This is a genomic window from Kitasatospora sp. NPDC098652, assembly GCF_044760155.1.
Taxonomy (GTDB): Bacteria; Actinomycetota; Actinomycetes; order Streptomycetales; family Streptomycetaceae; genus Kitasatospora.
The window spans coordinates 89,574-103,100 of the sequence record NZ_JBIWAQ010000020.1 but is presented as its reverse complement, the minus strand read 5'-3'; the positions used below and the strand labels follow the sequence as shown (position 1 = coordinate 103,100).

General features: G+C 72.0%; 12 protein-coding genes and 1 tRNA gene. 5 read left to right on the top strand and 8 right to left on the bottom strand.

All coding sequences use genetic code 11. The features are described 5' to 3' along the window. Positions 1–135: 135 nt before the first annotated feature. From ACIQWA_RS32365 to ACIQWA_RS32340, 6 genes are all read right to left on the bottom strand, one after another. A complete protein-coding gene (locus ACIQWA_RS32365; protein ID WP_402488464.1) occupies positions 136–945 on the bottom strand; it encodes an ABC transporter ATP-binding protein in 810 nt (269 codons plus the stop codon). After that, positions 938–1,879, bottom strand: coding sequence for an ABC transporter permease (locus ACIQWA_RS32360; RefSeq protein WP_360238803.1), 942 nt, complete (start codon positions 1,877–1,879; stop codon positions 938–940). Before ACIQWA_RS32360 ends, ACIQWA_RS32365 begins: the two co-directional genes overlap by 8 nt. Before the next feature lie 142 nt (positions 1,880–2,021). Next, positions 2,022–2,927, bottom strand: coding sequence for a glycosyltransferase family 2 protein (locus tag ACIQWA_RS32355; protein ID WP_402488460.1), 906 nt, complete (start codon positions 2,925–2,927; stop codon positions 2,022–2,024). Beyond that, a complete protein-coding gene (locus tag ACIQWA_RS32350) occupies positions 2,924–3,661 on the bottom strand; it encodes a CDP-alcohol phosphatidyltransferase family protein (protein WP_360238876.1) in 738 nt (245 codons plus the stop codon). Before ACIQWA_RS32350 ends, ACIQWA_RS32355 begins: the two co-directional genes overlap by 4 nt. 91 nt (positions 3,662–3,752) lie before the next feature. Continuing rightward, positions 3,753–4,814: an iron-containing alcohol dehydrogenase family protein gene (locus ACIQWA_RS32345; protein ID WP_360238807.1), complete on the bottom strand. Its 1,062-nt coding sequence runs from the start codon at positions 4,812–4,814 to the stop codon at positions 3,753–3,755. Next, positions 4,802–5,557 (bottom strand): sugar phosphate nucleotidyltransferase, encoded by a 756-nt coding sequence (locus tag ACIQWA_RS32340; RefSeq protein WP_402488457.1) that lies wholly within the window; start codon positions 5,555–5,557, stop codon positions 4,802–4,804. The genes ACIQWA_RS32345 and ACIQWA_RS32340 overlap by 13 nt, the downstream gene beginning before the upstream one ends. A gap of 503 nt (positions 5,558–6,060) precedes the next feature. Between ACIQWA_RS32340 and idi the strand changes: the two genes are divergently transcribed. Beyond that, a complete protein-coding gene (idi, locus tag ACIQWA_RS32335) occupies positions 6,061–6,708 on the top strand; it encodes an isopentenyl-diphosphate Delta-isomerase (protein ID WP_402488455.1) in 648 nt (215 codons plus the stop codon). 191 nt (positions 6,709–6,899) lie between these two features. Here the strand turns inward: idi and ACIQWA_RS32330 are convergent, their stop codons facing one another. Then, positions 6,900–7,409, bottom strand: a complete 510-nt coding sequence (locus ACIQWA_RS32330) for an ATP-binding protein (protein WP_402488452.1) — start codon at positions 7,407–7,409, stop codon at positions 6,900–6,902. A gap of 453 nt (positions 7,410–7,862) precedes the next feature. Here ACIQWA_RS32330 and ACIQWA_RS32325 point away from each other — a divergent pair. Then, positions 7,863–7,947, top strand: a tRNA-Leu gene (locus ACIQWA_RS32325). A 296-nt stretch (positions 7,948–8,243) separates the two neighbouring features. Then, positions 8,244–9,911, top strand: a complete 1,668-nt coding sequence (locus tag ACIQWA_RS32320; protein WP_402488450.1) for an APC family permease — start codon at positions 8,244–8,246, stop codon at positions 9,909–9,911. 95 nt (positions 9,912–10,006) lie between these two features. Here ACIQWA_RS32320 and ACIQWA_RS32315 read toward each other — a convergent pair whose 3' ends face one another. After that, entirely contained in the window at positions 10,007–10,990 is a 984-nt protein-coding gene (locus tag ACIQWA_RS32315) for a class I SAM-dependent methyltransferase (RefSeq protein WP_402488447.1), read from the bottom strand. Positions 10,991–11,439: 449 nt separating this feature from the next. On the opposite strand from ACIQWA_RS32315, the gene ACIQWA_RS32310 reads away from it, so the two are divergent. Further along, a complete protein-coding gene (locus tag ACIQWA_RS32310; protein WP_402488445.1) occupies positions 11,440–11,970 on the top strand; it encodes a DUF6624 domain-containing protein in 531 nt (176 codons plus the stop codon). 115 nt (positions 11,971–12,085) lie between these two features. Further along, on the top strand, positions 12,086–13,516 hold the full coding sequence (locus tag ACIQWA_RS32305) for an aldehyde dehydrogenase family protein (protein ID WP_402488442.1): 1,431 nt from the start codon (positions 12,086–12,088) through the stop codon (positions 13,514–13,516). The last annotated feature ends 11 nt before the right edge of the window (positions 13,517–13,527 follow it).

Sequence of the window (13,527 nt, the reverse complement as noted above, 5' to 3'; positions counted from 1 at the left end):
GCGCCCCGCCCGGCGCACGGTGGCGCTCACCCCCGCGGCGGCGGGCCACCCGGGGGAGCGGCGCACGCCGAAGGGCCGGCCCCGGAGTGTTCCGGGGCCGGCCCTTCGGTGCCAGGCGCTGCGGCGGCGGGGGCGTTACAGGCGCTCGCCGCGCTCGTACCGGCCGACGACCTCCTCGGTCGGACCGTCCATGACCAGCTCGCCGGCCTCGATCCAGATGGTCCGCTCGCAGACCTCGCGGATCGAGTTGTTGTCGTGGCTGACCAGGAAGACCGTACCGGCCGAGCCGCGCAGCTCGTCGATGCGCTTCTTGCTGCGCTGCTGGAAGGCCTGGTCACCGGTGGCCAGCGCCTCGTCGATCAGCAGCACGTCGTGGGTCTTGGCGGCGGCGATGGAGAAGCGCAGCCGGGCGCCCATGCCGGAGGAGTAGGTGCGCATCGGCAGGGAGATGAAGTCGCCCTTGTCGTTGATCCCGGAGAACTCGACGATGTCCTGGTAGCGCGCCCGCACGTCGGCCGGGGACATCCCCATCGCCAGGCAGCCCAGGACGACGTTGCGCTCACCGGTGAGCTCGTTCATCAGGGCCGCGTTGACGCCCAGCAGCGAGGGCTGGCCGTTGGTGTAGATGCCGCCCTTCTCGGTCGGCAGCAGGCCCGCGATGGCGGCCAGCATGGTCGACTTGCCGGAGCCGTTGGAGCCGATCAGGCCGACCGCCTCACCCTTGTACGCGGTGAAGCTGATGCCCTTGACCGCGTGCACCTCGCGCACGCCGGCGGCGCGCTTGCGGCTGATGATGCGGCTCAGCGCCGAGGTGGCGCTGCCCTTGCCGGAGCCGGCGCCGTGCACCCGGTAGACGATGTGCACGTCGTCGACGACGACGGTGGGCTCGCGGGCCACGCTCGTGGCCGGGACGGCGTCGCGCTTGCTCAGGTCGGTGTCAGCCACGGCCGTACTCCTCCTCGGCCTTCCAGAAGAAGACGTATCCGATGACGAACATCCCGACCGCCCAGGCGATGCCGTACGTCCACTGGTGCGGCGGCAGCGACTGGTGCGCGGGCTGGTGCTTGTTGTAGATGATCGGCGCGAAGGCGTGCCGGAGCAGGTCCATGTAGACCGAGGCCGGGTTGATGTTGCAGATCACCTGGATGTAGTGCGGCCACTTGTGGACCCGGTCCTGGATGCTGAACATCACGCCGGACAGGAACATCCAGGCCCGCATCACGAACGGGATCAGCTGGGAGATGTCACTGGTCTTGGCGCCGATCCGGGCGAAGATCAGCGAGACGCCGGTGTTGAACAGCGTCTGCAGGAGCAGCGCCGGGATGATCAGCAGCCAGGTCTTGCCCGGGGTGATGCCGGCGGCCAGCACGGTGACCACCAGCACGACCGTCGAGATCAGCAGCTGCTGGAGCTGGATCACGGTGAAGGCGATCGGCAGGCTGGCGCGCGGGAAGTGCAGGGCGCGGATCAGGCCGAGGTTGTCGGAGATCGCCCGGGTGCCGGACTGCACCGCGTTCTGGGTGAACTGGAAGATGAAGACGCCGATGCAGAGCCAGGCGATGTAGGTGTGCGGCGGGAAGCCGTCCTTGTTCTCCAGGATGACGCCGAAGACCAGGTAGAACACGCCGCAGTTGAGCAGCGGGGTCACGACCTGCCACAGCTGGCCCAGCTTGGCGTCGGTGTACTGGGCCACCAGGCGGGCGGTGGCGAAGGCCCAGATGAAGTGGCGCCGGGCCCAGAGCTGCTTGGTGTAGGCGAGCAGCCCGGGCCGGGCACCGCTCACCGACAGACCGTACTTGTCCGCAAGCTGCTTGGGGGTCAGGCCCGCGTCCGCCCCCCTCGGGGCTGAGAGGCTGACGGGTTCACTCACTGTCGACACATTCGTCCTTCGCGCGGGATCTGTCGGGGCGGCCGGTCGGCGGGGGTCCGCCGGCCTTGCGCCGATGGGGATCCACTGGGATCACGGGGGGATTCCGGCCGGTGTGTGGTCACCGGCCGTGGCGATCGATCACCTGATCCAATCAGATGATCGGAGGACGTCCCATCCTGGTCAGTCGCCAGACGGTACGCCATCGCATGGGCTTGCGCGGACCGCAGGGTTCGCGCAAACCCGCCCGGAATCCGCTCAGCCAGGCCTTCAACCCCTCCGCGGAGGGACGTCGGGCCAGGGTCAGCAGAAACCAGGTTCCCAGATAGAGAGGCACCAACGGGGCCGGAAGGTTCCGCCTCGCGAGCCAGACCCTGTTACGGGCCACGTTGTGGAAGTAGGCGGCGTGCCGGGCCGGCGAGGTCGCGGGGTGGTGCAGCACCACGTCCGCCCGGTAGTCGATGGCCCAGCCGGCGTCCAGGGCGCGCCACGCGAGGTCGGTCTCCTCGTGGGCGTAGAAGAACTCGGCCGGCAGCTGCCCGGCCTGCTCGAACACCTTGCAGCGCACGGCGCTCGCGCCGCCCAGGAAGGTGGTCACCCGGGAGGAGCGCATCGGGTCGCTGGCGCGCAGCCGGGGGACGTGCCGGCGCTGGGTGACGCCGGTGTCCGGGTCCTCGATCCGGAAGGACACGATGCCCAGCTCCGGGTCGGCGGTGAAGGCCTCGCGCAGCAGGCGGGCGGAGTCGGTGCGCGGCAGCAGGCCGTCGTCGTCCAGGAAGAGGACGGCGTCCACCTCCCGGCCGTCCGGCCCGAACAGCTCGATGCCGACGTTGCGCCCGCCCGGGATGCCCAGGTTCTCCGGCAGCTCGACGGTGCGCACACCGGCCGGCAGCGGGGGCAGCTTCGCGCCCTGGCCGACCACGGCGAACTCGACCTCCGGGCCCTCCTGGGCACGGACGGACTCGATCAGGGCGTTGAGCTCGGCGGGCCGGTTGCCCATGGTGATGATCACGACGCCGAGGCGGAAGTCCTCCGCGGTGGTGGTGGTGGAGGTGGTCATCGGAGCCTGCTCGAAAGGACGATGCTCAGCAGGTGCAGCACGGTCTGCAGCATGGCGATCGCCGCCAGCACCACGACCGCGATCCGGGTGAAGAACAGTCCGCCGTGCACCGCGTCGGCGATCCCGGCCGCCAGGATGAACAGCGAGGCCTCGACCGCGCCGACCAGGCGGTGGAACTTGAGCAGCGAGGCGGCCCGGCGGGCCTTGGCCACCGAGGCGGACCGCGGCACCGAGGCGCTGTCCTCGACGGCCGTCAGGCCGCTGCGGGCCCGGGCCACGTCCACCAGGTCCGTCTCGGACTTGATCAGGATCGCGCCGAGCGCGGCCAGCGTGCCCAGGAACGCCCACTCCCAGTGCGAGCCGCCGCCCTCGCGGTGCAGCAGGTCGGTGGCGCGCAGGCCGAGACCGGTCAGCAGGGCCGCCTCGGACATGTAGTGGCCGACCCGGTCCAGGTAGACGCCGGTGAGCGAGGTCTGCCGGCGCCAGCGGGCCACCTCGCCGTCCACGCAGTCCAGCAGCAGGTAGACCTGGATCAGCAGGGCGCCCAGGACGGCGCCGGTGATGCCCGGTACGACCAGGGCGGCGCCGGCCAGGATGCCGGTGAACATCATCAGGTAGGTCAGGCCGTTGGGCGTGATCGCCGTCATGGTGGACAGCACGCGGGTGATCCGCAACGAGATCTTCCGCATGTAGAGGCGCCCGGCCCAGTGCTCGGCGCTGCGGCGCTGGAGCATGCCCTCCGGGTGGATCACCGCCCGCAGCTCCTCGATCGAGGGCCGGCGGGTCAGGTCCACCGGGGGCCGCTCGGCGCCCGCGGTGGAGGGGTCAGCTGTTGACGGCTTGGACATAGTCGGCGTACGCGTCCCTGATTGCGGAAGGGGAGAGGTCGAGGTGTTCCAGGATGGTGTAGCGGCCCGGGCGGGTGTTCGGAGCGTAGTGCACCGCCTCGGTGAACTCCGTTTCGGTGAAACCCATCTGAGCCGCGGTCACCGGCAGCCCGTGGCTCCTCAGTCGCTCCACGATCAGACCGGTCAACTCGCGCTCGCCCCGCAGGAAGCTGGCGAACGCCGCGCCGAGGCCGACCTGTTCGCCGTGCTGGGCGGAGCGCTTGGGGTACATCACGTCCAGGGCATGGCAGATCTCGTGGCAGGCACCCGAGGAGGGCCGGGAACTGCCCGCGATGTTCATCGCGATGCCGGACAGTACCAGGGCTTCCGCGAGGGCCGTCAGGAGGTCCTGATCCTGAGTGCTTCCTGGGTGCCGCAGCAGGTTCTCGCCCGCCGAGCGGGCCATCGCGACGGCCAGTCCGTCCACCGGTTCGCCGGTGACGGCGTGCGACAACTCCCAGTCCGCGCAGGCCGAGATGTTGGAGACGACGTCCCCGATGCCGGCCGCCACGAAGCGCTGCGGGGCCTGCCGGATCACGTCCAGGTCGACGATGATGCCGATCGGGCTGGGGACCCCGTAGGAGCCCCGGCCGGCGTCGTTGTCGAGGGTGGAGACCGGGGAGCAGATGCCGTCGTGCGCGAGGTTGGTGGCCACCGCGACCACCGGCAGGCCGACCCGGGCGGCGGCGTACTTGGCGGCGTCGATGATCTTGCCGCCGCCGAGGCCGACGACCGCGTCGTAGTGCTTGCCACGCATCTCCTCGGCGAAGCGCACCGCGCTGTCGAGGCTGCCGTCGTCCACGTTGTACCAGTCGGCGCCGGGCAGGGCCGGCTCCAGGCGCTCGCGCATCGCGGCGCCGGAGCCGTTGCTGATCGCCACCGCGATCCGGCCCGAGGCCGACAGCCTCTGGTCCGCGAGGATGCCGCCGAGCGCGTCCAGCGCGCCCGGGCGGATCTCCGCGAACAGCGGCGACGGGACCAGTCGGGTCAGTACTGGCACGCGATCTCCCGGGCCTTCGCCAGGTCGTCGTGGTTGTCGACCTCGACCCAGGACACCTCGCCGATCGGCTGCACGTCGATCCGCAGGCCCCGGTCGACCATCTCCTGGTAGCCGTCCTCGTAGTACAGCTGGGGGTCGCGCTCGTAGGTGGCGCGCAGTGCGTCGGTCAGGTCGGCGGCCGCGGCCGGGTTGATCACGGTGACGCCGATGTACTCGCCGGTCGCCTCGGCCGGGTCCATCAGCTTGGTGATGCGGCGCATGCCGGCGGCCGGGTCGACGACGACCTTCATCTCCTCGTCGGCGAGCTTCTTCACCGTGTCCAGGGCGAGCAGGATGCCGGGGGCCCGGCCCTCCTCGACGAGGCGCTGGTTGCCCTCCAGCATGGTGCGCTGGACGGAGGCCGGGTGGACGGTGTCGCCGTTGGCCAGCAGCAGACCCTCGGCGAACAGCTCGCGGGCGCACCAGAGCGAGTAGGCGTTGTTCCACTCCTCCGCCTTGTCGTTCTCGACCAGGTGGAGCTTGACCCCGTACTTGCTCTCCAGGGCGTCCTTGCGGTCGTACACCGCCTCCTTGCGGTAGCCGACGACGATCGCCGCCTCGCGCAGTCCGACCTCGGCGAAGTTGCCCAGGGTGAGGTCCAGGACGGTCCGCTCCCCGTCGACCGGCACCAGCGCCTTGGGCAGGGTGTCGGTGTACGGGCGCAGCCGGCGGCCGGCGCCGGCTGCCAGAACGAGGCCGATCATGCGGGGTCTCCTGATCCGTGGTGCGTCGTGCGGTCCGCGCGGGGATGTGCCGACGGGCCCGGCGGCGCTGTTGCCGGTCGGGACGGCGTACGGCCGGGCCCTGCGGCGGCGCGCCGGACCGGCACAGATCCGGGCAGCGTGTCGTAAGCGATGGTAGGCGACCCGGGCGACGGGCCCGAACGGGACCGGAGGCGCCGAGGTGACGACACGGTGGAGGTGCGGTGATCGAACAGAATGGGAACGGATACCGAACTGGCCTTCGGGACGAATGACCCTTCCGGGGGCTTCCCCGACCGTTTCCGGTACGGATCCGGACTCCCCCGCGTCATGATCCGCCCGGTTGTGCGTGGGACCCGTCCGGACCGCCACCCATACGGCAGACTGGAGCCCGACGCCGGCGCCGGTGCCCGCGCCGCGTCCCGAGCCCCCCGACGGGTGCCCACGGCGCGCTCGACGCGCTCGACGCTCCCGTTGCTCCCGCTCCCCCTCCCGAAAGAGGCCCCATGCCCCAGAGTCCGCCGACCGACCCGACCCACTTCGCCGCCGAGATCGACAGCGGCCTGGACGTGGAGACAGACGTGACGGTCGACCCCCGGGCCACCGCCCCCTCGAGCACCGAGATCCTGCTGGAACTGGTCGACGACGAGGGCGTCACCATCGGCACCGGTGAGAAGCTCTGGGCCCACCAGCAGCCGGGCCGGCTGCACCGGGCCTTCTCGGTCTTCCTGTTCGACCGCCAGGGGCGGCTGCTGCTCCAGCGCCGGGCGCTCACCAAGTACCACTCCCCCGGCGTCTGGTCGAACACCTGCTGCGGGCACCCGTACCCGGACGAGCCGCCGTTCGTGGCCGCCGCCCGGCGCACCGCCGAGGAGCTGGGCATCGCGCCGGCGCTGCTCTGCGAGGCCGGCACCGTCCGCTACGACCTGCCGGACGAGGCCACCGGGCTGATCGAGCGGGAGTGGAACCACCTGTTCGTCGGGCTGGTCACCGCGCCGGTCCAGCCGGACCCGGAGGAGGTCGAGGACTTCGCCTTCGTGACCGCGCAGGAGCTGCGCGAGCTGCGGGCGGAGCGGCCGTTCTCGGTCTGGTTCGAGACCGTCTTCGAGGCCGCGCTGCCGGGGATCCGGGAGATCGCCGGTCGGGACTGGTAGCGGACGCGGGTCGGTGGAGGTGGCCGTCCCCGGCCGGGGGCGGCCGTCTTCGTGCGGGGCGCTGTCGTCCTCGTACGGTGCGCTGTCGTCTTCGTGCGGGGCGCCGTCTTCGTGCGGGGCGCCGTCTTCGTGCGGGGCGCCGTCGTCGCCTGTGGCCGCTGCGGCGGTGACCGCCGTCGAGGGGGCGCCCGTCAGGGCTCGGGCTCCGGGGGGACGGGCAGCGAGGCCCAGATGACCTTGCCGCCCTCCCCCGTGTGCTCCACGTCGCACACCCCGCCCGCCTGGAGGGTGACGCTCTTCACCAGCAGCAGGCCGCGCCCGCCGGTGCGGCCGGTGTCGCTCTCCAGGGCCTTCGGCCGGTACGGGTCGCCGTCCTCGACCGAGACCCGCACCCAGCCCCGGCGCACCGACAGCTCGGTGGTCACCTCGGGCGACAGCTCGGCCGCGTGCCTCACCGCGTTGCCGACCAGCTCGGAGACGATCAGCAGCACGTCGTCCACCAGCTCCTGGTAGCGCACCCCGGTCATGCCCTGGGCCAGCAGGCGGTCCCGCACCGCGTGGCGGGTGCGCGGCACGGAGGCCTCGACGGCGGGCACCCGGAAGCGCCACACGCCCTCGGCGGGACCGTCGGCGGTCGGTCGGCGGCCCGATCGGGCGCCGCGTCTCGGCTCGGCCTTCGCCGCCCCGCTGATCTGCTCCACGTCCAGCCGCCCTTCGTCCGCGACCCGGGAATCAGGCGATCCGCATCATGGCGCCCTCGGTCCACAGAGGCTAGGAGAGCGGTCGGTGCGGCCGTGGCACCGTCGACAAGTTGCCCGTGTCGGATCGGTTCCGATCGGAACCGATCGCCGGCTGGGGCGTAACCGATCGTTTGCTTCACCCTCGCCACCGCTTCGCCCGGCGTTCGAGCGCCCTCGCGAACCGTCCCAGCCAGTCCGGACGGACCGGGCGTCCCACGGCCCGGCCCCCGTGCGACGGGGGCGCGGCGGGGGCGCGGCGGGTCGGCGGCCCTGGCGAGGTGGGTCGGCGGCCCCGGCGAGGTGGGGGGCGGGGCCGGGGGCCGAGGAAACGCAGGTGAGAAGCACTCCGGAAGCCTGGTAATGTTCTCTCTGTCGCCGAGGGGGCGAGAGAAAAGCCCCCGAAGCACACACCCTGTCCGGGTGGCGGAATGGCAGACGCGCTAGCTTGAGGTGCTAGTGCCCTTTATCGGGCGTGGGGGTTCAAGTCCCCCCTCGGACACAACCGAAATTCCCCGTGGAATCCGAAAGGATCCCGCGGGGAATTTCCTTTTTCCGGCCCGCGGCCGACTCCCCCTCGTGATCCACCGCCGATGGCGGTGTGGCACCGGTCTCGTTGAGCGGTCCCGGCCGTCCGGAAACCGGACACGAGATGGCAACGATCGGGCGGTTTGAGCTTCCTCTGAGGTATTCGCCCCATTTGAAACCATAGGCTGCTGGGGTTTGTCCGGAATACCGACCCAAAACCGTAAAAGCGCCGACACCATCCGCTGAACCCCGAGCGAGAGGACCGATACGTTGAGTGAGCCCGATTCGCCGACGGCATCACACCAGAACTACCGCCGATCGCTCGGCACGATCAGCCTGACCGCGGTCGGGCTCGGCTCGATCATCGGCTCCGGCTGGCTGTTCGGCGCCGAGCGGGCCGCCAGGCTGGCCGGCCCCGCCTCGATCCTCGCCTGGGTGATCGGCGCCGCCGTGGCGCTCACCATCGCGCTCACCTACAGCGAGCTCGGGTCGATGTTCCCCAAGGCCGGCGGCATGGTCCGGTACGGCCAGTACTCGCACGGCTCGCTGGCCGGCTACCTGGCCGCCTGGGCCAACTGGATCGCCATCGTCTCGGTCATCCCGGGTGAGGCCACCGCGTCCGTCCAGTACATGAGCTCCTGGCACTTCGGCTGGGCCAAGGGCCTGTACGACGGCAAGGAACTCACCCTCAGCGGGGTGGCGCTGGCCAGCGTGCTGCTGGTCGTGTACTTCGTCCTCAACTGGTTCGCGATCACGCTGTTCGCCAAGACCAACACGGCGATCACCGTGTTCAAGGTCGTCGTGCCGACGCTGACCGCCGGTGCGCTGCTCCTCGCGCACTTCGACACCTCGCACTTCACCCAGGAGGGCGGCTTCGCCCCGAACGGCTGGAGCGCGGTGTTCACCGCCGTCGCCGTCTCCGGCATCGTCTGGGCCTTCAACGGCTTCCAGTCCCCGCTCAACCTGGCCGGCGAGGCCCGCAACCCCGGCAAGTCGCTGCCCAAGGCCGTCATCGGCTCGATCCTGATCGCCCTGGTGATCTACGTCGCGCTGCAGGTGGCGTTCATCGGCGCCATCCCGGCCGCGGACCTGTCGAACGGCTGGAGCAGCCTCTCCTACACCTCGCCGCTCGCGGACCTCGCGATCGCCTGGGGCATCAACTGGCTCGCACTGCTGCTCTACGCGGACGCCTTCGTCTCGCCGTCCGGCACCGGCATGATCTACGCCGCCACCACCTCGCGCATGATCCACGGCGTGCAGGAGAACGGCCACCTGCCGAAGCTCTTCGGCAAGGTCGACGCCAAGACCGGCATCCCGCGCCCGGCGCTGCTGCTGAACCTGGTGGTCGCCTTCCTGTTCCTCGCGGTCTTCCGCGGCTGGGGCTCGCTGGCCGAGATCGTCTCCGTCGCCACCGTGATCTCGTACATCACCGGCCCGGTCGCCGTGATGGCGCTGCGCCGCCTCGCGCCGGACCTCCAGCGCCCGGTGAAGCTCAAGGCCATGCCGGTGATCGCGCCGATCGCGATGGTCTTCGGCTCGCTGGTGCTCTACTGGGCCCGCTGGCCGCTCACCGGCAAGGTCATCCTGCTGATGGCCGCCGGTCTGCCGATCTGGGCCTGGTACGAGCTGCGCAAGCCCTTCGAGCAGTTGAAGCCGCACCTCAAGGCGGGCGCCTGGATGGTCGCCTACCTGTTCGTGATGGCCGGGGTCTCCTGGGCCGGCAGCTCCGACTTCGGCGGGCACGGCTACCTGCCGGAGGGCTGGGACCTGCTGATCGTGGCCGCGATCGGCCTGGCGTTCTACTACTGGGGCGTCGCGAGCGCCTGGGCCAACCCCTCGCTGGCCGAGGTGCGCCGCGAGCTGGCGGCCGAGGCCGAGGCGGAGGCGTCCGCCTCGGTCGCGGGCAACGCCGGGGACGCGGAGCCGTCGCGGGTCTGAGCGGGTACACAGCTGGGAAGGGCCGGTCGGGTTTCCGACCGGCCCTTCGGCGTCTCCGGGGCGGGGGCCGGAGCGGCTCCGGTCAGCGACTCCGGTCAGCGGCTCCGGGCGCGGCTCCGGGCGCGGCGGATCGCCGAGGTGACCAGCGGGGGCAACAGGTCCTTGGCGGCGCGCTTGGCGACGTTGACCGGGCGGCGCGCCTCGGCGGCGCGGGCGCGGCGGGCGGCGAGCTCCAGCGCGGCCTCGTCCCGGGCCGTCCGGTCCGCGTCCCCGGGCACCGGCGCCTCGACCCCCGGGGGCCGGTGCCGGGAGGGGCGGAACGGCTGGATGCCCTCCGAGCTGCCGGTCATCCGCAGCACCTGCCGGTGGTTGAGGGTCTCGGTGCTGAGCTCGCAGCCGACCGCGAGGCCGACCCGGTCGAGCAGGTCGCGCTGGAACGGCTCCGGGTCGCCCCAGGTGCCGTAGAACTTGCACTCGGTGAGCAGGATCGGCCGGAGTCCGTGGTTGAACACCGCCTCCCAGGTCGCCGCCGCGACGCCGGGGGTGTGCTGGGCCCGGTAGTCGTCCAGGGCCACGACGCCCTCGTCCCGCAGCGCGGCGCGGGCCACCTGGAGGTCACCCACCACGTGCTCGTACAGGTGCGAGGCGTCGATGTGGACGAAGCGGTAGGCCCCCGCCGGGACCCGTCCGCCCGCGAGCGCCGAGGTCGGGGCCTGGACGATGTCCGGCAGCCGGTCGTGGAAGGACAGGTAGTTGGCCTCGAAGGCCGACCGGGTCAGCGTCTTCCGGTAGGAGTGTTCCATCTCTCCGGAGTTCTCCTCGTCCGGCGCGTCCGAGTCGAAGAGGTCACAGACGGTGAACCTCTCGCCGGGCCGGAGGTGTTCCCCGATCACGATCGCGCTGCGGCCGAGGTAGGCGCCCATCTCCATGAGGTCGCCGGTGACGCCCAGCCGCGCCTGGCGCCCGAGGAACCACTCGAAGGAGTGCCGGTCGTGGTCCCAGAACCATCCCGGAACGTCGTCCAGCACGGCCGGTCCGCCGGGCTGCTGCGGTTCGCCCTTCAACGCGGTGTCGGTCACGGGATGCTCCTTAGCAGTACGGATGACCTGCGGGTCCTGAGCCGGCACCTCGGCGCGGTGCCGGCCGGCCCGGCCCCGGGCCCGAACCGGACCACCGCTCGTGCACAGGGCGCTCCCCATCGACAGTAGGCCCCCGCCGCGGAGTCCGCCGCAAACCGGAAGCGGGGGCTCCGCCGGGGTGCTCCGTCCGGGGCGTCCTCCCGCTCACCCGTCCGCTCGCCGGTCCGCTCACCCGTCCGCTCGGCCGTCCGCTCGGCCGTCCGCTCGGCCGTCCGCTCGGCCGTCCCGCGGCCGGAGCTGAACACGGCCCGGCGGGTGGCGTACATCCATTCTGTCCCGGACGGCCACCCCGTGTCACCGGCCCTGCGGATGATCTTCGTCGCATCCGCCGCGCCTACCGTGGAGCGGGCGGCCCGGACGGCGGGCCCGGACGCGGGGAGCGGATCGGTATGACGACAGAACAGCAGAATCTGACTAACAGTCAGACATCCTCCATCGCAGCCGAGTTGGTGGCGATGATGGCCGAGGACAACGCGGCCGCGCGGCTGGCGCACAGCCCGGACCTGGCCGAACAGGCCCGCTGGCGGCGGCTCACCGCCCGGCACGGGGACCGGCTCTCGGAGATCGTGGCGGAGCACGGCTGGCCCACCGAACGGGCCGTCGGCGCCGAGGCCGCCCGGGCCGCCTGGCTGCTCGCCCAGCACGCGGACCGCCAACTGGACGTCCAGCGGCGGGCGGTGGAGCTGATGGCCGAGGCGGTCGCGGCGGGCGCCGCGAGCGCCCGCGACCTGGCCTTCCTCCAGGACCGACTGGCCGTCAACGAGGGCCGGGAGCAGCGGTACGGGACCCAGATCGGTGCGGTGGTGGACGGCCGGCCGGTGCCCTGGCCGTGCGAGGACCCGGAGCGGCTGGACGAACGCCGGGCGCAGGTCGGGATCGAGGCGTTCGACGAGTACACCGCGCGGTTCGCCCCCGAGTGACCGGCCGGTCACCTCGGCGGGATTGGCTCTTGCGCGCGGCGGTCCGGCCGCCTTGACTGACCTTCCGACTCGCACAGTCGGCCGAAGAGCGGCTGACCAGCTGAAAGGATGATCCGTGCAGCAGGAGTACGCGGAGTACGGCGACCAGTACATCGACGGCGCCTGGCGGCCCTCCCGGGACTCCGGCACGATCCCCGTGCTCAACCCGGCCACCGAGCAGGTGCTCGCCACCGTGCCGGCCGGCGCGGCGGCCGACGTCGACGCCGCGGTCGCGGCGGCCCGCCGGGCGGCCCGGGGCTGGGCCGCCACCACCCGCGAGGAGCGGCTGGCGCTGCTCACCCGGCTGCGGGACGGACTGGCCGACGCCCAGGCGGAGATCACCTCGACCGTGGTCGCCGAACTGGGCGCCCCGGTCGGCTTCGCGGGGGCCGTGCACGCCGGGCTGCCGCTGACCGTGACGACCTCCTACCTGAGCCTGCTGGCCGGGTACTCCTTCGAGGAGCGGATCGGCAACTCGGTGGTGTTCGCCGAGCCGGCCGGGGTGGTCGCGGCGATCACGCCGTGGAACTACCCGCTGCACCAGATCGTCGCCAAGGTCGTCCCGGCGCTGGCGGCCGGCTGCCCGGTGGTCCTCAAGCCGGCCGAGGACACACCGCTGGTGGCCCGGCTGTTCGCCCGACTGGTGGACGAAGCCGGCTTCCCGGCCGGGGTGTTCAACCTGGTGACCGGCACCGGGGCGGTCGCGGGCGCGGCGCTCGCCGCCCATCCGGAGGTGGACGTGGTGTCCTTCACCGGCTCCACCGCCGTCGGCCGGCAGGTCGCCGAGGCGGCCGGGCGCGGGCTCAAGCGGGTCGCCCTGGAGCTGGGCGGCAAGTCCGCCAACGTGGTGCTGCCGGGCGCCGACCTGGCCCGGGCGGTGAACGTGAACGTCGCCAACGTCTTCGCCAACTCCGGCCAGACGTGCAGCGCCTGGACCCGGCTGCTGGTGCACGCGGACCAGTACGAGGAGGCGCTCGCGCTCGCCGCCAAGGCCGCCGAGAAGTACGTCCCGGGCGACCCGGCCGACCCGCGGACCCGGATCGGCCCGCTGGTCAACGCCCGGCAGCTGGACCGGGTGCGCGGCTACCTGGAGGGCGCGCTCGACCAGGGCGCCCGGGTGGTGGCCGGCGGCCCGGAGCCGCTGGCCGAACTCCCCACCGGCCACTACGTCCGGCCGACCGTCCTCGCCGACGTCACCCCGGAGATGACGGTCGCCCAGGAGGAGGTCTTCGGGCCCGTGCTGGCGGTCCTCCCCTACCGCGACGAGGACCACGCGGTCGAGATCGCCAACGGCACGGCCTACGGGCTGGCCGGCGGCGTCTGGGCGGCGAACACCGACACCGCCGCCGCCTTCGCCCGCCGCCTGGACACCGGACAGGTGGACCTCAACGGCGGCCGGTTCAACCCGCTGGCGCCGTTCGGCGGTTACAAGGACTCCGGGCTCGGCCGCGAGCTGGGTCGGCACGGGCTGGAGGAGTTCCTGCAGTACAAGTCGCTCCAGTACTAGCTGGTTTGACT

Bases quoted from the DNA above. Each gene is read 5' to 3' on its own strand.
- ACIQWA_RS32355 (WP_402488460.1), bottom strand. From the start codon at position 2,927: ATGACCACCTCCACCACCACCACCGCGGAGGACTTCCGCCTCGGCGTC.
- ACIQWA_RS32310 (WP_402488445.1), top strand. From the start codon at position 11,440: ATGACGACAGAACAGCAGAATCTGACTAACAGTCAGACATCCTCCATC.
- ACIQWA_RS32340 (WP_402488457.1), bottom strand. From the start codon at position 5,557: ATGATCGGCCTCGTTCTGGCAGCCGGCGCCGGCCGCCGGCTGCGCCCG.
- ACIQWA_RS32350 (WP_360238876.1), bottom strand. From the start codon at position 3,661: ATGCTCCAGCGCCGCAGCGCCGAGCACTGGGCCGGGCGCCTCTACATG.
- idi (WP_402488455.1), top strand. From the start codon at position 6,061: ATGCCCCAGAGTCCGCCGACCGACCCGACCCACTTCGCCGCCGAGATC.